This is a genomic window from Mesorhizobium sp. M0045 (genome assembly GCF_040323385.1).
Classification (GTDB): Bacteria; Pseudomonadota; Alphaproteobacteria; order Rhizobiales; family Rhizobiaceae; genus Mesorhizobium.
Window position 1 is genome coordinate 1 of the sequence record NZ_JAMYUY010000033.1, and the last position, 24,707, is coordinate 24,707.

The 24,707-nt window shown below is 61.2% G+C and carries 17 protein-coding genes and 2 pseudogenes; 12 read left to right on the forward strand and 7 right to left on the reverse strand.

From position 1 onward, the window contains the following. Positions 1-407 precede the first annotated feature (407 nt). A complete protein-coding gene (gene hemA, locus NKJ72_RS29145; protein WP_352480517.1) occupies positions 408-1,619 on the reverse strand; it encodes a 5-aminolevulinate synthase in 1,212 nt (403 codons plus the stop codon). Positions 1,620-2,461: 842 nt separating this feature from the next. Here hemA and NKJ72_RS29150 point away from each other — a divergent pair. Next, positions 2,462-3,139 carry a GntR family transcriptional regulator gene (locus tag NKJ72_RS29150; RefSeq protein WP_352480519.1) on the forward strand — a complete coding sequence of 226 codons (678 nt, stop codon included), beginning with the start codon at positions 2,462-2,464 and terminating at the stop codon, positions 3,137-3,139. Positions 3,140-3,150: 11 nt separating this feature from the next. On the opposite strand, the gene NKJ72_RS29155 is transcribed toward NKJ72_RS29150, so the two are convergent. Continuing rightward, complete coding sequence (locus NKJ72_RS29155; RefSeq protein WP_286461381.1) at positions 3,151-3,903, reverse strand: SDR family NAD(P)-dependent oxidoreductase; 753 nt, start codon at positions 3,901-3,903, stop codon at positions 3,151-3,153. A gap of 368 nt (positions 3,904-4,271) precedes the next feature. Here NKJ72_RS29155 and NKJ72_RS29160 point away from each other — a divergent pair. From NKJ72_RS29160 to NKJ72_RS29190, 7 genes and pseudogenes are all read left to right on the forward strand, one after another. Then, positions 4,272-4,764, forward strand: a pseudogene (locus NKJ72_RS29160) (ISNCY family transposase); the annotation flags it as partial. Positions 4,765-5,244: 480 nt separating this feature from the next. Beyond that, a complete protein-coding gene (torT, locus tag NKJ72_RS29165) occupies positions 5,245-6,315 on the forward strand; it encodes a TMAO reductase system periplasmic protein TorT (protein WP_352480520.1) in 1,071 nt (356 codons plus the stop codon). 74 nt (positions 6,316-6,389) lie between these two features. Beyond that, a complete protein-coding gene (locus NKJ72_RS29170; protein WP_352480521.1) occupies positions 6,390-7,892 on the forward strand; it encodes a sugar ABC transporter ATP-binding protein in 1,503 nt (500 codons plus the stop codon). Next, positions 7,889-8,863, forward strand: coding sequence for an ABC transporter permease (locus NKJ72_RS29175; protein WP_352480523.1), 975 nt, complete (start codon positions 7,889-7,891; stop codon positions 8,861-8,863). The genes NKJ72_RS29170 and NKJ72_RS29175 overlap by 4 nt, the downstream gene beginning before the upstream one ends. Next, a complete protein-coding gene (locus tag NKJ72_RS29180) occupies positions 8,856-9,845 on the forward strand; it encodes an ABC transporter permease (RefSeq protein WP_352480524.1) in 990 nt (329 codons plus the stop codon). The genes NKJ72_RS29175 and NKJ72_RS29180 overlap by 8 nt, the downstream gene beginning before the upstream one ends. Positions 9,846-9,861: 16 nt before the next feature. Next, a complete protein-coding gene (locus NKJ72_RS29185) occupies positions 9,862-11,922 on the forward strand; it encodes a hydantoinase/oxoprolinase family protein (protein WP_352480525.1) in 2,061 nt (686 codons plus the stop codon). A 30-nt stretch (positions 11,923-11,952) separates the two neighbouring features. After that, positions 11,953-13,746: a hydantoinase B/oxoprolinase family protein gene (locus tag NKJ72_RS29190; protein ID WP_352480526.1), complete on the forward strand. Its 1,794-nt coding sequence runs from the start codon at positions 11,953-11,955 to the stop codon at positions 13,744-13,746. A 44-nt stretch (positions 13,747-13,790) separates the two neighbouring features. On the opposite strand, the gene NKJ72_RS29195 is transcribed toward NKJ72_RS29190, so the two are convergent. From NKJ72_RS29195 to NKJ72_RS29210, 4 genes are all read right to left on the reverse strand, one after another. Then, positions 13,791-14,474, reverse strand: a complete 684-nt coding sequence (locus NKJ72_RS29195; RefSeq protein ID WP_352480527.1) for a GntR family transcriptional regulator — start codon at positions 14,472-14,474, stop codon at positions 13,791-13,793. Positions 14,475-14,562: 88 nt separating this feature from the next. Beyond that, entirely contained in the window at positions 14,563-15,876 is a 1,314-nt protein-coding gene (locus NKJ72_RS29200) for an aspartate aminotransferase family protein (protein WP_352480528.1), read from the reverse strand. Positions 15,877-15,912: 36 nt separating this feature from the next. Further along, positions 15,913-16,893, reverse strand: a complete 981-nt coding sequence (locus tag NKJ72_RS29205) for a transketolase family protein (RefSeq protein WP_352480529.1) — start codon at positions 16,891-16,893, stop codon at positions 15,913-15,915. After that, the gene (locus tag NKJ72_RS29210) at positions 16,890-17,708 is read right to left on the reverse strand and encodes a transketolase (protein ID WP_245263162.1); all 819 of its coding nucleotides are present in this window, start codon (positions 17,706-17,708) and stop codon (positions 16,890-16,892) included. Before NKJ72_RS29210 ends, NKJ72_RS29205 begins: the two co-directional genes overlap by 4 nt. Before the next feature lie 161 nt (positions 17,709-17,869). Here NKJ72_RS29210 and NKJ72_RS29215 point away from each other — a divergent pair, with 161 nt between their 5' ends. Beyond that, complete coding sequence (locus NKJ72_RS29215) at positions 17,870-19,249, forward strand: aminotransferase (protein ID WP_352693036.1); 1,380 nt, start codon at positions 17,870-17,872, stop codon at positions 19,247-19,249. A 123-nt stretch (positions 19,250-19,372) separates the two neighbouring features. Further along, entirely contained in the window at positions 19,373-20,866 is a 1,494-nt protein-coding gene (locus NKJ72_RS29220) for an NAD-dependent succinate-semialdehyde dehydrogenase (RefSeq protein WP_352480531.1), read from the forward strand. Between the two features lie 77 nt (positions 20,867-20,943). Here NKJ72_RS29220 and NKJ72_RS29225 read toward each other — a convergent pair whose 3' ends face one another. Further along, the gene (locus tag NKJ72_RS29225; RefSeq protein ID WP_352480532.1) at positions 20,944-22,131 is read right to left on the reverse strand and encodes a Fic family protein; all 1,188 of its coding nucleotides are present in this window, start codon (positions 22,129-22,131) and stop codon (positions 20,944-20,946) included. A 149-nt stretch (positions 22,132-22,280) separates the two neighbouring features. Here NKJ72_RS29225 and NKJ72_RS29230 point away from each other — a divergent pair, with 149 nt between their 5' ends. After that, positions 22,281-22,439, forward strand: coding sequence for a hypothetical protein (locus tag NKJ72_RS29230; protein ID WP_352480533.1), 159 nt, complete (start codon positions 22,281-22,283; stop codon positions 22,437-22,439). A gap of 907 nt (positions 22,440-23,346) precedes the next feature. Beyond that, positions 23,347-24,032 (forward strand): annotated as a pseudogene (locus tag NKJ72_RS29235) (oxygen-independent coproporphyrinogen III oxidase); the annotation flags it as partial. Positions 24,033-24,707 lie beyond the last annotated feature (675 nt).

Below are 24,707 nucleotides of genomic sequence, written 5' to 3' on the forward strand. Positions count from 1 at the left end.
TTTTCGTCGGTTGTGTTTTTTTTTTTTGTGTTTGGGGTGTGGGGGGGTGGGGGGGGGGGGGGGGGGGGTTCTCACCCCCCCCCCCCCCCCCCCCCCCCCCCCCAAGCCACATCAAACTCGCAGCACAAGAACATGCGCTCTGGTCATACCGGCTCATGGTGAGCCCTGAATCTGGAACCGGCCCGATGTGTAAGCAGCGAGTCGTCAAACGGCCCCATTCAATCATGGAGTCACATCATTTAAGATCGCGAAAGCTGTCATTGCGGGTTACGGAACTGCTTTCCGATGACATTCGAAGATGCGATCGGGCGTCAGAACCGGCTCGCTGACCGCCGCTTCCACCTCGGCGAGCCCGGCTGATATAATCAGGTCTGAGGCTGCGCGCCCTGTCGTTCCCAGCATTTACATTAGGCAGCCTTGCCAAGATTGTCCCGCAGCAGAACCTGCCTGAGCGCATCGACGAACGTCCGAATATCTGTCGTACTATGGGCAGGCGTAACCGTCACCCTGAACCGCTCGGTTCCCACCGGAACACTCGGCGCCAGAATTGGCTGAACGTATATTCCATGCTGATCCAGAAGCTGGCGGGACGCTTCCTTGCAACGGAATGGATCACCAATAAGCACAGGAATGATGTGGCTTCGGGTCGGCATGACGGGGATGCCCGCCTCTTTCAGCAATCCGATTAAAAGTTTCGTTTTCCGGTGCAGATCAATTCGTTCTGAATCTGAATCGCGAAGATGGCGCAGCGCTGCCAGCGCACCAGCCGCCAGCGCTGGCGCAAGCGCCGTGGTGAAAATGAAACCGATCGAGAAGCTTCGTATGCTGTCAACAATGGAGGCAGGTCCGGTCACATAACCCCCCATCGAGCCGAACGCCTTACCTAGCGTCCCTTCGATGATGGTTGGACGATCCATGATGCCAAGTTCCGCGGCAATGCCGGCGCCTTTCGGACCGTACATTCCCGATGCATGAACTTCATCCAGAAACGTCATTGCGCCAAATTCGTCCGCCATGTCACAGATATCTTTGATCGGTGAAATGTCACCGTCCATTGAATATACCGATTCAAAAACAATGATCTTGGGTCTTGCAGGATTTACACTGCGCAGAAGCTCCCGCAAATGCGCAACGTCGTTATGCCGGAAGACGCGCTTTTCGGCCCGGCTGTTGCGGCATCCACTAATAATTGAAGCGTGGTTGTGCTCGTCAGAAAAAATAATTGTGTCCGGCATCAAAGATGCCAATGTACTCAAGGATGAATCGTTTGAGCTGAAGCCGGAAACAAAAATCAATCCTGCTTCCTTATTGTGGAAACCTGCAAGCTCCCGCTCGAGCAACACGTGATAATGGTTGGTGCCACCAATGTTGCGGGATCCTCCCGATCCTGCGCCGTTGGCATCGATGGCGCGCTTCATTGCCGATAGCACTTTGGGGTGCTGCCCCATACCGAGATAATCATTAGTGCACCAAATGGTTATCTCTTTTCGGCCGTCGGGCCTATTGAGCCAGGCCTTTGGGAAGTTGCCAGACTGACGCTCCAGATCGGCAAATTCACGATACCCGCCACGGCCTTTGAGTTGCTCGATTCTTCCGGCGAAATACTGCACATAATCCAAATCAATCTCCTGTTGGGAAGCCGTTTTTCGGCGCGCTCAGTGCTGCTTCACAGCGCACCTGCGCCGGCCCATCGCGTCGCATCCCTCGACAAGCACCAGCAAGATTGGATTTCGACTACGCGCTTGATCTTGCGGGGGTTTCGGCCGCTCCAGCTAATTCGGGTAACGCGCCCCAAAGTGCAAGTGAAGAGAATGTTAAATCTATTTGTTACTGAAATGTCTGAAATTGCATAGTGTCGCAAGGGATTTCATAATTCTGGCCAGTCGTCGTTCGATTCCTGTCGCGGCCTTGTCAGAGCTGCGCTAGGCGGGCTTTCGGGCCCGAGAGCCGCAATGCGCGAGGGCCGCGTCTTGTCGCGCAACAGCCCTTGAAGCCCTTCGGCGGCGAAACGCTCTGCAAACGCCATACGCAGCTTTTGGACTTGCTGGCCTGCCGGATCATCTTGACGGTGCCGACGTCATCGTCGGTCCAGCCGGTTCGGAGTCGCCTCAGAATCGGAAATTTCTGCCCATCAGACTGGAATTGACATGTAAGCTTCCCGGCTCCTTCAGATCTCATCATCTCTCGCACACCAACTCATGCCACGCAGATGAGATCGCGCCTTTTTTCTGTCGTCACATTCCATTGTCAGAATCGGAAAAGAAGGGTCTCCTTGTTTTTTATATGAAACAAAATTTCACAAATAATTATGAAAACGGACATGTTTGCTGCAGACAATTAACGTCTACGTACTTGTCTGCCGCTGAATAACAAAATATAGGCAGCGATTATAACTTATAAACGTAGTGAAACGCGTCAATCGACATTTCCGTAGAGCTGCAGCAGAGACGAGGGGAGTCCCATGGGCCCTATGAAGATGCAGCCCGATGAGATGGGCAGCCTGTCCGCGCGGATTTACAGCAAGGTGCGGGATGGCTTGATCATCGGCAATTTCGCGCCGGGCGATCGTCTCCTTATGCAGGATCTTGCCGAGCAGCTCGGAACCAGCATTACGCCGGTGCGCGAAGCCTGTCTGCGGCTCGTCAGCGAGCAGGCGCTCGAGTTGCGCTCCGGCAGGTTCGCCGCGGTGCCAGACCTCAGCCGCGCCCGCTACATTCAGATCAAGCTGATCCGCGTGGCACTTGAAGGGCTTGCGGCAGAACACGCTGCCAACCATTTTGCCCCCGCCGATCTCGAACAGCTTGAGACCTTCCGCGCCTCATTTGTAGAGAGCCATAAGGCCGGTAATATCAAGGAAGCGCGATCCTCCAATCGCGCTTTCCACTTCGGCGTCTACCGCCTGTCGCGTATGCCGATGCTGATCGGACAGATCGAAAGCATGTGGGCCTCGATGGGTCCAATCCTTAACGTTTACGATCGGGAAATTCCGCGCGGGTACACCGGCGCGGAAGAACATGACCATCTCATCGAGGCCTTGAGGGCTGGCGACAGGAAGAGGGCCCGCGAGGCGATCGAGAACGACATCCAGCGAGGCTCACATGGTTTTCTGCGCTATTTCGACGAGCGCGGCTCCGGCTGAGCTGAATTGCCCTAAGCACCATCGATCTGCGCGACGCGCGGTGTGCGCAGGCCGGCTGTTTCCCCGCCGTCTACAGTCACCACCGTGCCGTTGACATAGCTCGATTGATTCGAAAGTAACCAAGCGACCACATCAGCGATCTCTTCAGGGGCACCGAAGCGGTTGGCAGGGATCCGCAGTTCGAGCTGCTTCTTGCGCAGTGCATCGCTTATGATGTTGCCCATCATGCGTGTTTCGATCTGGCCGGGGCAGACAGCGTTGAAGCGGATCTCCTCGCCGAACTCCAGCGCGAGTGCCTGCGTCAGCCCGATGACCGCGGCCTTTGAGGCGCAGTAGGCAGCGAGCCCTTCTTCGCCCGTCTTTCCGGCGATGCTGGCCATGTTGACGACTGAACCCCTCCCGAGCCGCAAGCCGTCCAGCGCATGACGGATGAAGAAAAAGACGCTGCGTGCATTAACCGCAAGGACCTCATCCCAATCGTCCTGAGTGGCGGTGGCGAAGGCAATGCGCTTCGACATGCCGGCATTGTTCACGAGCCCCGCGAGCCGGCCGTTGCCAAGTTCAAGCGCACGGTCGACGACACGGCGGCAATCGTCTTCACGGATGATGTCACCGGCAACGAACGTGACACCGTGATTGGCGCGTTCGAGCGCCGCGCCCGCTTCTGCATCTCGGCCGGTCGCCACCACTCTGGAACCGGCAGACGCAAGTTTCTCCACGCAGGCCCGCCCAATCCCGTGCGTGGCGCCTGTTACGATGATCATTCCAATTCACTCCATTGCGTATTTGGCAACCGCACAGTTTGCGGGGGCTCGTTTTTGGGCCAATCCCCGCCCCATCAAATCATGACGAACAACGTTGTCGTCACCTAGGATCAGTGGATCAAGTTGTGACGCAGGTTAAAGCCGGTGGACTGGCCCAAGCGCCGGGCCGTCGGTCCAACGGCTAGATTGGCGATACTGCGCATGTGGCCATGTCTTTCCTCGCGTGATGGGGTGTTCCCTAGAAGCGGAGCGATATGCGGGTGTGACGACCGATAAGGCGGACCGGCTATTCCGATAGGGACATCCATACTGTCGCATGACCGACCCGTCATCCCCGCAAGGCCAGTAATGCCAGAAGTGCTGCACAACGCCAAGAACGCACACCCCCAATCAGTGTTTCGACTGTTCGCGGCACACGGGATCGGCCTCTCAGCTGACAAAACCATGTCGCAATGGCTGGACGTGCATCGCGATTTGCGAGCCTGGTGACGCGGGACTTGCGCCGGCACGCTATCAAGGGAACCGGCCGCGACGGCTTGCCGGCGGAGGCTGTGCTGCCCTGCCCCTCAAGCAGCACCACCCACTAAGCATCGGGAACCCGCGTTCCATTTAGAAGCCTCCACGTTGCGGGCCTTTGCCCGGCTGCCGGGAGAATGAAGTCGCAAGACAATACCCGCAATCCGGGCGCCGACCTCTAGGAAGAGCTCAGGCTGGCAAGCGCCAGACGAGAGAAGTTGGAAAGCGGCACGGTCGTGCGCGGGGAACCGTCATTTCAACAATCATCCGACCGCAGCGTGTTATGGCACGCTGCCGTGCGGTTCAGCGCGGCTGTTGCAGCACGCGAATGCACTGGGCACATCTCCCTCCCTAAAGACCTATGACGATTTGGTCGATAGCGAAGTGCGGTTGCTGACCAATGGCTCTGTATTCGAAGGCCACGCTGATCGCTTTGACTTATTCGCCGGCGCTCGATGTCAGGCAACTCGATCGACAAGCCGCTACCCGTCGGTCGCGAGGAAGCCCACATCGCCGAGGCCAGGTGCATGGCTGCTGTCTCCGACCTCGTCTTTCGTCAAATGGATTGTGATCCCGGTCGAGGCAGCGAAACCGCGATTGAAGACACCTTCCCGGCTGAGCACCGGCTAATGAAAACCCTATTGACTTATAACTTATAAGTAGTACGGTAGCACTGTGAAATGAACAACGGCGCGGATGGCCCTGAAGGCGAACTCGCCTAGACGGTACTACGATCCGCCAGCAAGCCTCTGCTCCCAAGGCAGACCGCGGAGCCGGCGAAATCGCCGGCTCCGGACCCGGGAACACACGAAAATGGGGAATCACATGACCAAGAATCACGCTTTCCGATCCATCCTCGCGGCGGCTTTCGTCACCGGCGTGGCCGTCCTGCCCAACGCCGCCGAGGCCAAGGATTGGTGGCCCTTCAAGATCAACGCGGCCAAAGGCGGCGATCTGAAAAAAGTCGAGGCACTCGACTATGTGCCGCTGGAAAAGGCCGAGAAGCCCTGGAACCTGTGCGTCTTGTTTCCGCACCTCAAGGACAGCTACTGGGTCTCGGTGGACTACGGTATCGTTGAGGAAGCAAAGCGCCTGGGTGTCAAAGTGACGGTGCTGCAGGCCGGCGGCTATGACGCACTGCCCAAGCAGCTGTCGCAATATGACGATTGCGTCGCATCCGGCGCCCAGGGCATCCTCGTCGCCGCCATCTCGGAAGCCGGTTTGGCGGCCAAGCTGAAGGAGGGCGACGCCAAGGGTCTTGTCCAGATCGCCGTCGCCAATCCCATACTGGAAACTCCGATCACCGCGCGCATCACTCCCGATACCTACCAGAAGGGTTTTCAGGAGGGTGAGTACCTCAAGAAGTATCTCGGCGACAAAAAGACGACCGCGATCGGCCTGCCGGGTCCGCAGGGATCGGGCTGGGCTGAGAGCTATATGGCGGGCTTCCGCGACAGCACCAAAACCGGCAACATCAAGCTAGCGGCCGAGCTCTATGGGGAGCCGGGCGTTCCGCAGAGCCTACGCCTCGTCGAGGACGCCCTGCAGACCTATCCCGATCTCAATGTCATCTGGGGCGGGGCCGCGGCGGCGGAAGCGGCCGTCAGTGCCGTCGCCGACGCCGGCCGCGACGATGTCGTGATCATGTCGTCTTACGAGAACCAGACGATGCTGAAGCTGGTCAAGGAAGGCAAGGTGCTTGGCTTTGCCGCCGAGTATCCGGTCATGATGGGCCGCATCAGCGTCGACCTCGCGGTGCGCGCCTTGGAAAAGAAGGACTATGAGAAGGTTCTGCTGGTCGCGCCGGGCATCGTGACCAAGGACAACGTCGACAAGATCGACCCGACGCAGATTTTCGCGCCCGATGGGTGGAAGCCTGAATTTTCGGTACAATAGTCGCATCTACGATGGGCGGTAGACCTCGGCCTTGGCCTGCCGCCCTTTTTGCTTCGAGTTCGGTGGTGTCAGCGATGCTTGAACTTACGGGTATGACGAAGCGTTTCGGGGGTGTGGTGGCGCTTGACGGCGTCGACTTCACGCTGCTGAGCGGCGAGGTCCATGCCCTTCTCGGCGAAAACGGCGCCGGCAAGTCGACGCTCATCAATCTTATAGCGGGAACCTATGGCTGGACCGAAGGCTCGTGCCGCATCGACGGCGAAACCGTTTCCGCGCTGACCCCCCAGAAATCCCGCGATGCCGGGGTGGCGGCGGTGTTCCAGGAATTCAGTCTCGTCCCCGACCTCACGGTCGAGGAGAACCTGTTTCTTGGACGCGAGATCAAAGGAAGGCTTTTCCTGAACCGGCGCGCGATGCGTGCCCGCGCGGAGGAACGCTTCCGCGACATTGGCTTTCACGTGGAGCTGGACAGCAAGATCGAAACGCTGACCCGGGCGCAAAAGCAGATGGTCGAGATTGCCAAAGGCATGCTTTCGGATGCCAAGATCCTCATCCTCGACGAACCGACCGCGTCGCTTACCGACGGTGAAGCGGAAAAATTGTTCGCCGCCATCGCGGGCCTCAAGGCCCGGGGTGTCGGGATCATCTATGTGTCGCACCGCATGGCGGAGATCCGTCGGCTCGCGGACCGTGTGACGGTCTTGCGAGGAGGGCGCAAGATCGACACCGTGGCCATCGCCACGGCATCCGACGCGACGCTGATCGAGATGATGGTCGGCCAACCGGTCGAACGACTCTACCCGCCAATCAGCCAGCGCCCCTCCGATGTCGTGCTGGCGACCAGGGGGCTGCGTGTCTTCGGTAGCGTGTCGGACGCCTCCATCACGGTCAGGGCTGGAGAAATCGTCGGCCTGGCGGGTTTGGTTGGCTGCGGTCGTAGCGAACTTTGCCGAGCCGTGTTCGGCCTGGAGCGTGTGACGTCCGGTGAGATCGAACTCCATGGCGCGGTGGTTCGAGCGCCAGTGCCGCACAGCATGTTGCGTGCTGGACTTTGTTACTACCCAGCCGATCGCGGCGCCGAGGGACTGGCGCTTAGCCGCCCGGGCCGCGAGAACGTGACCATGGCGGCGCTCGATGATCCGAGACTGTCCCAGGGCGGACTGCTCAAGTCGTGGCGCGAGCGCCGGGCGATAGCCGCTCCGTTGAAGACACTGGGTCTGCGACCGATGGCGCCGGAACGCGCGGCGTCGTCCTTTTCGGGAGGAAACCAGCAGAAACTCGTGCTGGCGCGCGGCCTGATGCGGCCGGTCTCGGTCCATATTTTCGATGAACCGACGGTCGGCATCGACGTCGGCGCCAAAAGCGAGGTCTACAGGCTTATGAAAAGCCTGGTGGAGAATGGCGCGGCCATTCTGCTGTCATCGTCCGAACTGCCAGAGCTCGTTCATCTGGCGAACCGCGTCTATGTCATGCGCGAAGGGCGCATAGTCGCCGAACTCAAAGCCGACGGCATCACCGAGGCCACCGTGCTGCGTCACTATTTCGACGCCGAAACCGGCGCCACGGAGGCGGCATGAGCCCTGACACGCTGCGGCGACGTTTTGTGGAAACCGGCGGGATCGTCATCCTGCTTCTGGTCGCGGTTGCGGCCGTGGCCGCGATCATCGAACCGCGTTTTCTGAACCGCCTGAACATCCTCAACGTCCTGCGCAATTTTTCCTTCTTGGCGATTCCGGCGATCGGTCAGATGATCGTCATGACCACCGGTGGCTTTGATCTGTCGGTCGGCGCCACCATGGCCTTGGCGTCCGTGGCCACGGCCGCGGCGATGGCCGCGATGCCCGACGCAAATGGGGTCCAACTGCTGGTCCCAGTGGCGCTGGCCTTGACCAGCGGCGCTTGTGTTGGCCTGGTAAACGGCACGCTGGTGGCGCGGCTTTCCCTATCCCCTTTCATGGTGACATTGGCATCGTTGTCGATCGTCGCGGGGATTACGCTCTATTACACGCAGGGCATCCCGATCTATGGCGTTTCCGACGCCTTCGTCGATGCCATCGGGCGAGGGCAGGTGCTTGGCCTGCCGCCGGTCTTGCTGCTGGCGATCGCGGTGATCGCCATCGCCATCATTCTGCAGCGTCGGACCGCGCTCGGGCGTCACTTCTACGCCGTCGGCGGCAATGTCGGTGCCGCCCGACTGTCGGGCGTGCGGACTCACCGTGTGCTGATAACCGCCTATGTGCTGTCCGGTCTCCTGGCCGCGCTCACAGGCGTCCTGATTACCGCCCGCATCGGCTCTGGCCAGTCGACGATCGGCGGCACGCTGGGACTGGAGACGATCGCCGCGGCGGTGATCGGCGGCGTTTCGTTGCGCGGCGGTTCAGGCCGTGCCGAGAACGTCGCCATGGCTGCGCTATGCCTGGCGATCATCGCCAATGCGATGAACCTTACGCAGATCGACAGCAAATTCCAGACGCTGGTTCTGGGCTCGGTGCTCATCGGCGCACTGGCTTTCGACCGAATTGTTCAGGGGAGGCGGGCCAATGTCTGATCGTCCAGACATGGCGGCTCCGGTTGTTCTTGACCGCGCTCGCCCGGACATCCGCCAGTTCGCGGCGCAGGCCAAGCTGCCGGGGCTTGTATTCCTGGCCCTGCTGGGTCTCGGTCTGCTCGACCCGCGCATCGTTTCAAGCGGCAATCTCTGGAACATCGCGATCCAGACCAGCTATCTCGCACTCTTCGCCATGGCGCAGACCATGGTGCTGCTGACGCGCGGCTTCGACCTTTCGCTTGGTTTTACCGTCTCGCTCGTCAGCGTCATATCGGCGATGGTGATGACCGGAACCGGTGATATGCCGATCCTGTGGGGAATCGCCGCTGGCCTTGGCGTCGGGCTGCTTATCGGCGGGCTGAACGGCTTCCTCATCGCCGGTGTCGGCATCAATCCCCTGGTGACGACGCTTGGCATGGCCAACATTGTCATGGCGCTGGCGTCAACCGTCAGCGGCGGCTTTCCCGTGCCGGGCATTCCCGAGGCATTCACAAACGCCTTGGCGGAGGGACGGCTGATTGGCATTCCGGTGCCCATCCTGTTCGCCGCGCTGTGTTTCGCACTGCTGTTCCTGGTCCTGCGCTTCACCGTGTTCGGCCGCGGCCTGTATCTCATCGGCGCCAATCCTCGCGCGGCGAAGGCGGCGGGCGTTCGAACCGGACGCGTCATTGCGATCGACTACGTGGTCTGCTCGCTGCTGGCCGCGATTGGCGCCATGCTGCTCACCGCGCGCACCGGATCGGGCGAGCCCAATCTCGGCGGCAACCTGACCCTGGAATCGATAGCGGCGGCGGTGGTTGGTGGCGTGCGGCTGACCGGCGGAGAGGGAGGCGTCACCGCGGCTCTGCTCGGTGCCCTGTTCATCACGATCATTTCCAACGCCATGAATCTCATGCAGGTCGACGGCTATCTGCAGCAGGTTCTCTTGGGCCTCATCATTCTGGCCAGCCTGATACTGGGCCGCGATCACAAGAAACGCTAACAGCTTCGGACCTTAAATGGCATATCAAGTCTGCATCGATATCGGCGGAACCTTCACCGATTGCCTGGTTTCCGAGCCCGGTGGGAAAATCTCGATCTTCAAATCGCCGACGACGCCCGGCGAATTCGAGAAGGGGTTCATCAACGTGCTGCACGTCGCGGCCGCTGGATACGGGCTCGATCCCGCGACGTTCATGACCGCGATCGATTTGATCGTACACGGCTCGACCGTCTCGACCAATGCGCTGGTCGAGCGCAAGACCGTCAAGGTCGGTCTGATCCTCAACGAAGGACACCAGGACATCCTCGTCCTGCGCGAGGGGCCGCGCAAGGGCGCCTTCCAGTGGCGGCTCGACTATCCCGAGCCCTACGTCCCCCGCCACCTGACGAAGACGGCGCGGGGCCGCGTCGATGCGCGCGGGCGGGAGCTCACGCCTTTGTCGAGATCCGATGTCGAGGCGGCGATAGCCGATTTCCGGCGCTATGGGGTCGAAGCGATAGCGGTCGGTCTGCTTTGGTCGGTCGTCAATCCCATCCATGAAACTATGGTGCGCGATATCATCGCGCAGGTATGGCCGGATATCCCGGTGACGCTTAGCCATGAAGTCAATCCGATGTCGCGCGAGTACAAGCGCATCATCGCGGCCGCCATCGACGCGTCGATCAATCCGATCGTGCGCACCTATATCGAGGACTTGCGGCAAGCACTGTCGCAGGCTGGTTTCCAGGGCGAGCTGCTGCTGGCCAACTGCGTCGGTGGAATGATGCCTCCCGCCGAGATGCTGCGGCGGCCAATCTACAGCGTCATGTCGGGGCCGACGCTGGCGCCGATGGCCGCGCTGGCGCTGAGCGACGAAGCCAATGTCATCGTCGGTGACATGGGCGGCACCACATTCGACGTCTCGGCTTTGCGTGACCACCAGATCATCGTCACCCCGGACAGCATGATCCACGATGACTCGCTCGGCATCGCGAAAGTCGATGTGAGATCGGTTGGCGCCGGCGGCGGGTCCATAGCCTGGGTCGACGATGGCGGCCTGCTGCGGGTCGGTCCCCAAAGCGCTGGCGCGCGGCCGGGGCCGGCATGCTACGGGGCGGGCGGCACCGCGCCGACGGTCACCGATGCCAATGTCGTGCTCGGCATCATTGACCCCGATTATTTTCTCGGCGGGCGAATCAAGATCAGCCGCGAACTGGCCGAGAAAGCGGTTGCGAGCATCGCGACGCGGCTCGGCATCCCGCTGCTCGACGCGGCTTACGCCATCCAGACCACCAGCAACCACAACATGGTCGGGGCCATCGAGGAAATCACCATTCGCGAGGGCATAAACCCACGCGACAGTTTCTTTGTCTGCGGCGGCGGTGCGACCGCCATCCACATCGCCGAGATGGCCGACATATTGGGCTTGAAACGCTACATGATCCCGCGCTTCATGGCTGGGTTGAGCGCGTTCGGCGGGTTGATCTCTGATATTACGCGCGAGGAAAGCGCGGTTTTCCTGACCTCGACCCGGCGCTTCGACGCCGCCGGCGTCTCCGACATCCTGGCGCGGTTGAAGGTGTCGGGCGAGGCATTCCTCGAACAGGCCGGCGTTGAGCCCGAGCTGCGGCGTTTCGAGTTCTCCTTTCTTGGTCGCTACGAGTACCAGTCCTGGGAGATCGAGGTCCATTTCGAGGCCAATGAGGCGCGCCTCGAAGCGGAAAAGCTCCCAAGTCTCGTCGAAGCGTTCCATCAGATGCACGAACGCATCTATTCGATCAGATCCGACCGCGACATTGTCGAATTCACCAACTGGAAGCTGCGCGCGGTGGGCAAGCGGGCTAACCAGGATGCCTGGAAAGACTTCAGGCTGGCCGACCAGGCGACGGCGCCGGTCGCCAAGACCCATCGGCCAGCTTATTTGCATGAAACCCGGCGGACGAGCTCTCTGCCTGTTTACGACATGGACCAGCTGGGCGCGGGGGCGGCGCTTGATGGGCCATGCCTGGTGGAGGCGACGACGTTCACCGCCTTCCTCAAGGACGGACATCGCGGGCGCGTCGACCCACAAGGCAACATCGTCGTGACCGTCGATTGACACCAACCTTCCCGAGCAAGGCATCATAAAATGAATTCACCTGTCATTCGCCTGGAGACGCCAACGCGCCGCGTCGATCCGTTCCTGATGTCGGTTCTCAAAAGCCGGTTCGAGGCCGTCGTGCGGGAAATGACGCTGGTTGTGATGCGGGCCAGCCGCTCGGCGGTTATCAAGAACGCCCGCGACCTGAGCTGTGCGATCCTGACCTATGATCACCGCCTCGTTTCCACCGAGGACGCGCTGCCGATCCACGTCATGTCGATGGATCTGGCGACCCGTCCGATAACGGAGTTGTTCGACGATATCGCCGACGGCGACATCTTCCTCAACAACTGCCCATACACGGGCGGCACGCATCATGCCGACCTGATCATGGCGATGCCGATCTTCTTCGATGGCAAGCCGCTGTTCTGGGCCGTGGCGCTTTCCCATCACGCCGACACCGGCGCGCCGACGCCTTCGACCTATCTGCCATTCGCCAAGAACGTTTATGAGGAAGGGATCCACTTTCCCTGCGTGCGCGTGGTCGAACAGCACCGGGAGAAGCAGGACATTCTGCGCATCGGCATGATGCGCAACCGTGTTCCAGACATCTGGCTGGGCGACGTGCGCGCCCAGATCGGCGCCTGCAGGACCGGTCGACGCCGTCTATTGGAACTGCTTGAAAAATACGGCCGCGACACGCTGCTGGATTTTGTCGAGGACTGGTTCGACTACGGTGCACGTCGCGCCATGGCCGAAATCGCCAAATTGCCGAAGGGCAAGTTCTCCTACGAGGTCCGCCATGACCCGGTCCCCGGCGTGGCGGAGGAGGGCATCCCGGTCCGGATCACCATCGATGTCGACCCTGAAGCCGGCGAGATCACGGTCGATGTGCGTGACAACATGGATAACGTCCCTGGTGGTCTCAACCTTTCGGAAAACACCTGCACGGGCTCGTGCCGCATTGGCGTCTTCAACAATCTCGACGACGGCATCCCGCACAACGAGGGCGCCAAGAGCCGGATCAAGGTGTTGATGCGGGAGGGAAGCGTGGTTGGCAAACCCCGCTACCCCGTAGGCACCTCGGTGGCGACCACCAATGTCAACGACCGGTTGATCATCGCCGGCAATTGCGTGTTCTCGACGATGGGAGAACCCTATGGCCAGGCCGAGAGCGGCTCGCACCTGCCGGCGGGGATCGGGGTGATTTCGGGCAAGGATCCGTTCAAGGACGGGCAGCCCTACGTCAACCAGGTCTTCATTGGCTACGCCGGCGGCGGCGCGCGTCACGGCTATGACGGCTGGTTGACATATTGCGGGCCGGCGAATGGCGGCCTGATCGCGCTGGATTCCGTGGAGGTGGACGAATCCATGTATCCCATCATCATTGAATCGCGCGGCGTGGTGGCGGATACCCAAGGCATTGGCGAGTTCGAGGGCGCTCCCGCGGTGGGCGGTGTCTTCTATCCCGTCGACCACGAGATGACACTGGTCTACTCGGCCGATGGCACAACCTTTCCGCCGCGTGGCGTGCTGGGCGGCGGTGACGCCAAGGCAAGTCGCAGTGCCAAGCGCGGCACGGATGGCAAGCTGGTGGAATTGCCGGCCTTCCATGAGGAGGCGTGCCGCGCCGGCGAGCGCATCGAGTTCGTTGCCTGTGGCGGCGGCGGCTACGGCGACCCGACCAAGCGCGATGTCCGCCGTGTCGCGGCCAGCGTTGGCCGCGGCTGGCTGACAAGCGAAGCGGCTCGCAAGTCCTACAAGGTTGCCCTGGTGCTGGATGTCGAGCAGGGCGTCTGGGTCGTCGACCAGGATGCCACCGCGCGCCTTCGGGCGGTCTGAGCCAATGCGAAGAGAGGTCGCCGGCATATGACCGGCGGCTTCGATCACGCCCGCTTGGCGGCCGCGTCCTGCTCGTCGAAATACCGCAACAGGTTCATGCCACCGCGCACGATGTCGCGTTCGATCGCCTTACGCGCCACCTTCTTGTTGCGGGTCCGGAACGCTTCGATCAGCGTCTCGTGCTCCTCCGCGCCGATGTAATCGTTCTCGGCCTGCAGATAATACACGTTAAGGATAGGGCCCATCGAGACCCACAGGCTTTCGATCTGGGCGATCAGCATATCCATCTTGGACAGGCGGTAGACGCCGAAGTGAAATTCACGATTGGCGCGACGGGCGCGGTCAGCATCGCCGGACGTTTCGCCGGCCACGAAATCGCGATGGATCTCGACCAGTTTTGCAATGTCGGCCTCCGAAACATGCTCGACGGCGAGTTCGGCCGCTAGTCCCTCGAGCGCGATGCGAATGAGCCGGACCTGCCAGTAACGCGACCGGGTCAGCTCTGGAACGGTGATGAACCGCCCTGACCGCAGTTCCAGCGCCTGCTCGCTGACGAGCCTGAAACAGGCCTCGCGCACAGGCGTGACGCTGGTGCCCAGCCGTTGCGCCAGATCCTGCATCAACAGTCTTTCGCCGGGCCGGAAATTGCCGGCGATCAGGGCTTCGCGCAGCGAGATATAAGTTCTCGCCGACAGACTGCCTTGCTCGATTGGCTGCATCGTGCTCATGGTCCACCGCTGCGATCTTGGCCGCACCGAATCGACAACGGATAGTGCGAGACGCTCTTATATCCTATAAGTCCGTTGCGAAACATGGCTAGGAGCTGGCGGGTTTCCCAGCGGAGAGCTTGCGCAGGATTGTCTCAATAACATCCAGTGACTTCTCAATGGTGGCCCGGTCATGGCTCCCTGACAGGTAGAGACGCTTGAGCGGAAGCGGCTGACCGATCAGCCGGTTCGCCACCATCTCTCTGCGGAATGCAAGATCGAAAACATCGTCGTTGCCCAGCAAGTCCTGGTAGTCGCGGTAAGGACCGCTGAGGAAATAGATCAGCCAGACCGAGCCAAACCCGGCGCTCTGCGCGGGCAGGCCGAGGCGATCGATAATGCCATCCAGCTGCGTGCGCATGAAAGCGCCGAGGGCAAACAGGCGGTCGTAGAAGCCTGGTTTCGACAGCTCCTCGATCGTCGCCTGCATGGCGGCGAGCGTCGACGGCGTGCCGTTGAAAGTACCGCCCATGAACACGGATCCTTCCCCGGTCCGGCCGACGAGCGCCATGAGATCGCGACGACCGGCCACCACGCCAACGGGATAGCCTGAGGAGGCCGCCTTGCCGAAGGTCGCAAGATCAGGCGTGACGTCGGCGATCGACTGATAGCCGCCGAGCGCGTGGCGAAAGCCGGTGATGACCTCGTCGAAGATCAGCACGACACCATGATCGCTGGTCAGGCGACGCAGCTCGCGCAGGAAAACATCCGTCGCGATCACCGACCCCATATTGTGAGCGATTGGCTCGATGATGATCGCCGCGACATCGCCTGGATTGGCCTTGAGATAATCCTCGACGGCGCCGGCATCGTTGTAAGGCAGCACGATGGTGTGACGGGCGGCATCCTCGAGGATGCCAGCACTGATGGGATCGTACTTGCCGATCGCCTGCGCGTGCGACTGTACGTTCATGGCGACATAGTCGTGCCAGCCATGATAGCCGCCTTGGAACTTGATGATGCGCTTGCGACCGGTGGCGGCACGGGCAAGGCGCAGGGCGTGATAGGTCGCCTCCGATCCGGAATTGCAGAAGGCGACGAGATCCGCGCAAGGGATGCAGTCGACCAGCGCCTCCGCCACCTCGATCTCCAGCCGCATCGTTCCCGCGCCGACAAGATCGATGTCCTGGGAGACCGCAGCGATGCGTTCACGCACCGCCGGATGACAGTGGCCAAGCACATTGGCGCCGAAGCCGCAGTGGAAGTCGGTGTACTGGTGTCCATCGACGTCGTAGAGAAACGCACCCTGCGCCCGGGCAAATACATGCGGCGCGCCGAGCCTGCGGCTCGGGCTGAGCAATCCGCCCGGCATCACCGCACCGGCGCGCTCAATGAGTCGGGCGGTGTTATTCTGATCGGTCATCGGAATGTCCGTGCATGGCTATGGTTGTCCGCCGGCTCAGCCGAGGGCTTCAAGAACGGTGGCCTCGATTCCCGCCGCGTCCAGCCGGTAGTGCTTGTAGAGATGCGTTGGCGGCGCAATCAGGCTGTATTCGTCGCGGATGCCATGGCGTATCAACCGTGCCGGGTTGCCCGCCTCCGCCAGGATTTCCGCCACGGCGCCGCCCAGACCGCCCAGGATATTGTGTTCCTCGACCGTCAGGATAAAGCGGGAGTGGGCCGCGGCCGAGAGCACAGCCTTGGTATCCAGTGGCTTCACCGTATGCATGTCGATCAGTCCGACGGATTTGCCCGCCGCGCGCAGCGCGCGGTAAGCCTCCCTTGAGGGATGGACCATCGAGCCACAGGCGATGATGGTCAGGTCCGATCCTTCGCCGTGAACGATCGCCGTGCCGAACTGGAAGTCGACGCCGTCGTCTTCATAGACCAGCGGTTCCTGGCCGCGGCCAATGCGGAAGTAGATTGGCTGGGCATGATTGACAGACGCCTTGACGGCGGCCGCCAGTTGCGGGCCGTCAGCCGGCGCGACGACCGTGAGGTCGGCGATGCTTCGCATGATGGCAAGATCTTCCGTCGCATGGTGGGAGGTGCCGTAGAAGCCGAGTGAAATACCGGCATGATGACCGATCAGCCGCACCGGCAGCGCCGAATAGGCGACGTCGGTTCTGATCTGTTCGCAGCACAGCAGCGCCAGGAAAGAAGCGAATGTAGCGATGAACGGCATGGCGCCGGTGCTGGCCATGCCGGCAGCAGCCGAAACCATGTTCTGCTCGGAAATGCCAAATTGCGTGAAGCGTTCGGGAAAGCGTTGCGCGAACCGCACCAGCCCGTTGGAATATTGAAGGTCGGCCGTACCGGCCACGACCGGATAACCGTCTTCGACCAGATCAATGAGCGCGTTGGCCAGGTAACTCAGGCCAGGCGCGCGCGCGTTGATCTGGCGGTACTGCCAGGAGTTGGTATCGATCGGGCCGTTCATTGTGTTTTGCCTCCACGCTTGATCTCTTCGGCGGCCAAGGCCTCGTCCGATGGCGCGAGATAGCCCAGATGCCAGCCGGGTTCGGTTTCCATGTAACCAACGCCCTTGCCTTTGGAGGTCTTGGCAATGATGCAGACAGGCCGGGTGCGGTCTGCCTCGGCCTTCAACTGTCGCAGCAGCGTCGCGAGAGCGACGACGTCGTGCCCATCGACCTCGTGCACCTGCCAGCCGAACGCCGCCCATTTGTCGGCCAACGGTTCGATGCCGATGATGTCGTCGACCTGCCCGTCGAGCTGGTATCCGTTGCGGTCGACGATGGCGATCAGATTGCCGGCCTTATGGTGGGCGGCGGACAGCGCCGCTTCCCAGACCTGGCCCTCCTGCATCTCGCCGTCACCGAGCAGGACATAGACATCGAAGCGCCGGTTGGCCGCACGGCCGCCAAGCACCATGCCGAGGCCGCCGGACAGGGCATGGCCGATCGAGCCGGAGCTGAAATCGACGCCGGGCACCTTGCGCATGTCGGGATGATCGCCAAGCGGATTGCCGAGCCGGGTATAGCCGTCGAGAACGTCCTTGGAGAAGAAGCCCCAGTCGACCAGCAGCGGATAAAGGCCGACCGCGGCGTGCCCTTTGCCCATAAGGAAGCGGTCGCGGTCCGGCCATTGCGGCTCGCCGCGCCTCAGCCGCATCGCATCGTAGTAGAGCGTGGCGAATATTTCCGCGCAGGAGAACACCGACGAATAGTGGCCCACCTTGGCGATCTGGATGAGACGCAGCGTCTCGAGCCGGACGAACTCTGCCCTGTCGCGCAACAGGGCGATCCGCTCCGCGTCGGGTGGCAGGGTGTTGTTTGAAGGAGTGGGTGCGTTGGCCATTGGACGTCACTCTCGGGATCATTTTTTCTCGACAACTTATAAGTTATAAAATATTTGTCGCTGAAGCAACCGCCTATCTGGTCGCAAGGAGAATTTTGATGAACAACGAATCGCGCGTGCTGGACATGGCCAGGCACTTTCATTCCCAAACCGATCCACGCCTGCATGAGGATCATGGTCCGTTGACGATCGTGGCCGGCGAAGGCGCGACCGTCACGGATGACGCGGGCAACCGCTATATCGAGGGCATGGGCGGACTCTGGTGCGCCTCGCTTGGCTTCAGCGACAGCCGGCTGGCTGTCGCTGCTGACCGCCAGATGCGCAAGCTCGCCGTCTACCACACCTTCAACCACCGCTCGAACGAGCCCACCGTCGAACTCGTCGAGCAGCTTACCGCGTTGGCGCCGTTCGACAACGCGCGCGTTTTTCTGGTCGGCTCCGGTTCCGAAGCCAATGATACGATGGTCAAGCTCGCCTGGTACTACCAAGCCGCGCGGGGGCGCCCGGAGAAACGCAAGATCATCAGCAGGTTTGGCGCCTTCCACGGCAGTACGATCATGGGCGCGGCGCTGAGTGGCCTGCCGCATATGCACAAGTCCTTCAACCTGCCGCCGCTTCCCGTCATATTCGCGGCGCGGCCATTTCACTATCTCGACGGTCTGCCGGCCGAGGCGGAGCATGACTACGCCACGCGCCTGGCCCAGGAACTCGAGGCCCTGATCCTGGCGGAGGGGCCAGAGACGATCGCCGCGATGATCGCCGAGCCAGTCATGGGCGCCGGCGGCGTGCTGGTACCGCCGGAGGGTTATTTTCCAAAGGTTCAGGCGGTGCTGCGCAAATACGACATCCTGATGCTGTCCGACGAGGTGGTCTGCGGCTTCGGACGCACCGGAAATTGGTTCGGCAGCCAGACTTTTGGCATGGAACCGGACATGCTGTCGGTCGCCAAGGGGCTTTCATCCGGTCATCTGCCCATTGGCGGCGTCATTATCTCCGACAAGGTCTACCAGTGCGTCGCCGATGAGGCCCACAAGGTCGGCGTGTTCGGCCACGGTTTCACCTATTCCGGCCATCCGGTGACAGCCGCCGTCGCCGCCGAGGCGATCAGGATCTACCGCGAGATCGATCTCGTGAGCCAGGCGCGCCGTCTCGGCGATTATCTGCATGCAGCGCTCGCGGACGCGCTCAACGACCATACACTGGTCGGCGAGGTCCGCGGCCGCGGTTTTATAGCGGGGATCCAGATCGTCGAGGATCGCGCCACCCGTCGCGCCTTTGCGCCGGAGCTGCGAATTGGCACCGATGTCGAGCGGCGGTGCCGCGAGCACGGAGTCATGATCCGCAACATGGGCGACGTGCTGGCAATCTGCCCGCCCTACGTCATCGCCCCTAAAGAGATCGATTACATGATTGATGGCATTCGCGCGGCTCTTGATGAGACCGCGGCGGCCCATGCGCGGACTGACCAGTCGGCATGAACCCGCCCGGCGAGGCGGCGAGACATCGCTGGAGGGGCCGGCCGCGCGAAAGGCGCTTGGGCAAGCGCGAGCCGCAGCCAGCATACAGGATCCTGATTGTCTTATCCGAACGGAGGCCAGACCATGCTTCAGAAAACCAGCCATTTCATGCGCCAGGCCAATCTCATCAACGGCGAGTGGGTGCAGGCCGACAGCGGACTGACGGTCGACGTCAACAACCCGGCCACCGGTCTCAAGATCGGCACCGTGCCGAAGTCGGGCAAGGCCGAGACCCGCCGCGCCATCGAAGCCGCTGCAGAAGCTTTCAAGACCTGGCGCAAGACGACCGCGCTCGAGCGCTCGAAGCTGCTGCGCAAGCTGCATGACGCGATGATGGACAATCAGGACGTGTTGGCCGAACTGCTGACCATCGAGCAGGGCAAGTCGCTGTTCGAATCGAAGGGCGAGATCGGCTCGGCCGCGGCCTATATCCTCTGGTTCGCCGAGGAAGGCCGCCGCACCTATGGCGACGTGGTGCCGTCACCCTGGGCGGATCGCCGCATTCTGGTGACCAAGGAGCCGGTCGGCGTCATCGCCGCTATCACGCCGTGGAATTTTCCGTCCTCGATGCTGGCCCGCAAGCTCGGCCCGGCGCTCGCCGCCGGCTGCACCGCGGTCGTAAAGCCCGCCTCGCAGACGCCGTACTCGGGTCTTGCCTGGGGCGCGCTCGCCGAGGAGGTCGGTTTCCCGAAGGGTGTCATCAATGTCCTGACCGGCTCGGCCAGCGAGATCGGCGATGAGATCTGCGCAAATCCGCTGGTGTCGAAGATCACCTTCACCGGCTCGACCGAGGTCGGAAAACTTCTCATTCAGAAGTCGTCCGTCACCGTCAAGAAGGTGTCGATGGAGCTCGGCGGCAATGCGCCGTTCATCGTCTTCGACGACGCCGACATCGAGCGGGCCGTCGCCGGCGCCATCACCGCCAAGTACCGCAATTCCGGCCAGACCTGCGTCTGCACCAACCGCTTCCTGGTGCAGGCCGGCATCTACGACCAGTTTGTCGAAAAGTTGGCTGCTGCGAGCAACGGACTGAAGGTCGGTTCCGGCCTCGAGGACGGCGTGCAGCAGGGACCGCTGATCGACGAGAAGGCGGTCGAGAAGGTCGAGGAACTGATCGCGGACGCGACTTCCAAGGGCGGTAAGATCGTTGCCGGCGGCAAGCGCCATGCGCTCGGCGGTTCGTTCTTCCAGCCGACGGTCATCGCCAACGCGACACCCAAGATGCGCTTCATGAAGGAAGAGATCTTTGGCCCGGTCGCACCGGTGTTCAAGTTCGAGACCGAAGAGGAAGCCGTCGCGCTTGCCAACGACACCGAATTTGGCCTCGCCTGCTATTTCTACACCGGCGATCTCGGCCGCGCCTTCCGCGTCATGGAAGGGCTGAAATATGGCATGGTCGGTGTCAATGAAGGCCTCATCACCACGCCGGAGGCACCGTTCGGCGGCGTCAAGGAATCGGGCCTCGGCAAGGAAGGCGGACATCAGGGCATCGAGGATTACCTCGACACCAAATATGTCTGCATCGGCGGCCTCGGCTCTAGTGCGCCGGCTTTTCCCGCGTCTCAGAACGCGGAATGACGAACCCGCGGGTGATCCGGTGAAAGTCTTTCTGGTTCCGAGGAGAAGTGACCTAAGATCGTGAGCGCCCTATGCTCTTACGTTTCCGGAAAAAGCTTCGGAAACAGCGCGTCCAGAGCGTCCGCCGGAAAGCGTAGGGACACTGGGCCCTTTGGCGTTTCCGACGCCAATAGTCCGAGCGCGATTACGTCATTGAACACTCGACGCGCCGTACGTTCGGGTAGTCCGCTAATACGGGATGCCTCGCCGCGGTCAAACTCACCGCGCGTGAGCGCTTCCTCCACGAGGCGGCCGGCTTCGGGCTTCAGACCACTGCGCTCCACATGCCGATACAGCCGCTTGGCCAACGTGTCGAGATCGAACAGTCCGGTCATGAAGCTCACCTGATCGATACACGCCTGCAGGAACCATAAGGTAAAATCGCCGAGTGCGCGTTCGGAGAGGTTGCCACGTCCGTCGAGATCACCCTGGCGGGAAATATCGGCATGATCCATCATGCTCTTGTAATCCGTTCGGCTTTTCACGCCACGTGCCAAGCCTCGTGAGATCGACCACAGCCCGTGCGCGGCGATCCCGGCCTGATGGGCCATGGCGTGGCTCATCAATCGGCTGACGCGTCCGTTGCCGTCCGGAAACGGGTGAATGTAGTTGAAGCGGTGATGCGCGGCAGGAATGGTCAGGATGCGTCCGGCCTTGCCCAGCTTAACGAAGCGATAACGCATGGCAAAGTATTGCATGAAATCGTTGACGCGATCGCTCGAAGGCGGTTCATGCCGGCCGATGGCGACATCATGCTCTGGCTTCGATCGCCACTCACCTGGCGCCGTGACGAACTCACGGCCGGCACCCTTGATGGTCAGCATGGGCGCTTCGGCATCGCGATAGAATTCCGCGTGCAGCCATCGAAGAAAACCTACCGATGCCGGTTCCGGCAACTGCCCATCGGCAGCCAGGCGGTCGATCTCGGCTTGCAGGCGAACGTGCGCGGCCGCCTCGAGCTGCAGATTGCGGCGGTTCTCGTCTCGATCGAAATTTCCGACCAGCGCCCGTTCGATGTCGCGCGGGCGCGTATCGTGGCCTTCGATCAGGTTGCTGTAGTAGGTGTTCATGATGCGCACGAGATGGGCGAGGTTGGCTGCGGTACGCGAGTGCAGGCTTTTGCCCAAAACAGCCGACGTCGCCGACAGCTCTACCAGCGCATCCGAGATAGTTTCGGATAGATCGGGTAGGCGTGCCGGTTCGATGCGCTGTACGCTCTCTTCCATATTGGCCGATCTTGGGTTCCGCCAAATGCGTGATTATTAACCTAAATTTTCAGTTGACCAGATTGTTTGGCCGATCTTCTGGCCGATCGTCGGCATGCGGACTTGCGGGCCTCGGCACTGCCACCGCTGCCAGGCTTGGACACAAATCGATGCTGCCGATGATGATCATGGCCGATGTTCGGCAGGCCTATCGCACTGACAACTATGCACAAACCGTAATTGAGGGAGCCATCTGGCCGATGCTTTGGCCGATCCATGACGATCGGCCGGACTCAGACAGGTTCGAGGTGGAAAACAGGCAGCTTTAAACATGGTTCTGCCTCGGCCAGCGCAACATTCGCCTGGAGCTTCGCTTATGCTGTGTGAGCTTGTTCTCTCGCGCCCGAATTCCCCATGGATGGCCCAAAAGCAGGCGATCCATTTGTCATTTTTAAGTGCCCGGACTGCCAGTTGATCGCGTTCTGACCCGACTGGGAGTTCAAGTTTGACCTGAAACTGACCGGGTGCTGGATGGCAGGCTTCATCGCCACCGGTCTGATATGAAACAACGTCCGGCCCCGAGGCTAGGCTGCAATCTCGTATGGCTTCTATGCGCCGTTCTCTTGGAGCGTGTTGCGGGCTTGGTCTGCTCAACCTCGGAGCTCAACGCTTCAACGGCGTTAGGATGAGCGTTCGAGGCGCAGGATTACTGCCGACACTGCTCTTCTTGTTCGCATTGGGCAGTTCCCGTTGGAAGCTTCCATCTTGCCGACTGCTGAGTTTGGAGTCGCCGTAGCTGTGAAATCGAAAAGAACCCCATAGGCAACGTTTGCCGCGACGCTACTGAGAGCTGGTCACCGGGAGAGCCGAAGGTAGAACGAAGTTGTCTCGTTGAGCTTGTATGTGGCGCCAGCATAGAAGGCCCAGTTCCCACCCCAAGGCTTATACAAACGCCCACCGTTAGCGCCGATCGCGTTCATGGCCTCGTCCTTTTGGCAGAGATCACCACGGTCGCTAGCTGGCGAGCAAAGTCCGTCCCAGCGCTGCATTATCTCGTCGGATCCGGCAAGCTGGCAGAATTTCCCAGGCGGAGCTGACGGGGAGGGATGGTGGGAATAAAACGGTGCGCGTGAGGTCTCGGCGGGAACAACCAAGACATCTAAGCGGAACGGGCTGGCATAACGCAAAGACACAGGCGAGCTCAGCGGCAAGGTGGTTGTTATCACCATGGGACGCCTGCCGCGTCAAACGGTGGTGTCGTGGGTCGAGACGGCGAGGGCAGCGGTCGCCATGCGCCCCGACCGGCTTGCCTTGTTCGGCTACTCGCATATCCCATCCCAAATAAAGAACCAGCGCCTCATCGAGGCGGAATTTCTTCCCACAGCGCTGCCCGCGCTGAACAGCATGCGGCTGTCGCCGTGACGCTGATTGCCGCCGGCTACCGAGAGATCGGGCTCGACCATTTCGCCTTGCCGCACGACGAGCTCGCGCTGGCACAGGAAACAGGTCGCCTGCGACGTAACTCGTTGGGCTACTCGGCCGACACCTGCAGAACCCTGATCGGTTTCGGCGCGTCCGCTATCGGCCGCATGGGCGAAGGGTACGTCCAAAACGAAGTTACACGGGATTTCTACATCCGGCACATCGCAGCTGGCCGACTGGCGACATCGAAGGGCCATCGCCTCACAGACGACGACCGCGTGCGAGCCGCCATCATCGAGCGATTAATGTGCGAGGCTGACGTGCCGGCAATCTCTGTCGCCCACGGATCTGATCCGATCCGTCTTCGCGGTTCAGATGAGCGTTTGGCGATGCTGGCCAAGGACGGAATAGTGGACTTCGAAAACGGTTTTGTCCGCGTACGGCGGGAGCATCGCTTTGGGGTTCGCGCTGTCGCTGCCGCATTCGATGCTTTTAGGGATGGCCTTACGTATCCCGCAGGTGAGGGCAAGCACACAAAACGGAAGCTAACACAGCGAGTATCTTTTGCGGAGAGAACGAGCTGCCATCGTGCGGTGCCCGGTTAGTGAAGCGCCGTAAAATGTCGACATAGGCGAGGTGAACTGGACCGAACGACGAGAACAGCCTATCCAGTGTGTTGTCCGCAGGTAGTTCGAAAGTCCTGCTACACCGCACCTCCGTGCCGCCGAAGCCGGCCTTCCCAATGGTGGTCGAGCCGTCGCTTACCCCGTGCTTGCCTCACAGATCCGCGACCGAGAACCCAGCCTCATGCTCCCGCCCTGCCGGGGCCTAGGTCCACCAAGCATGAAAGGAACACGTCGGAACCTGGGATATCCCTAGCCCGGCCGGGCGGCGATAGCCTTATCGGGGCAGGCGAGGAGCCGTAGCCGATGATGAATGCACAGGAGAAGTCTGGCGTGAATGGGGCGATGATTGTCAAGCTTTGCTCCCGAGTCATTTCGTCAACCATCTTGCCTGACCGATTGGCGACCATCTCCTCGTCCCGACCTTATATTACCCGTCGCCTGTCGCCGCCAGCGCGCAGTGACTTGTCAAGCATGGAGCCCGCAGACCCCATCGCGCGGCGACTTGTCCTTGACGGTCACGAGCACGGCGGCAGGCTTGCCATGGTCCGG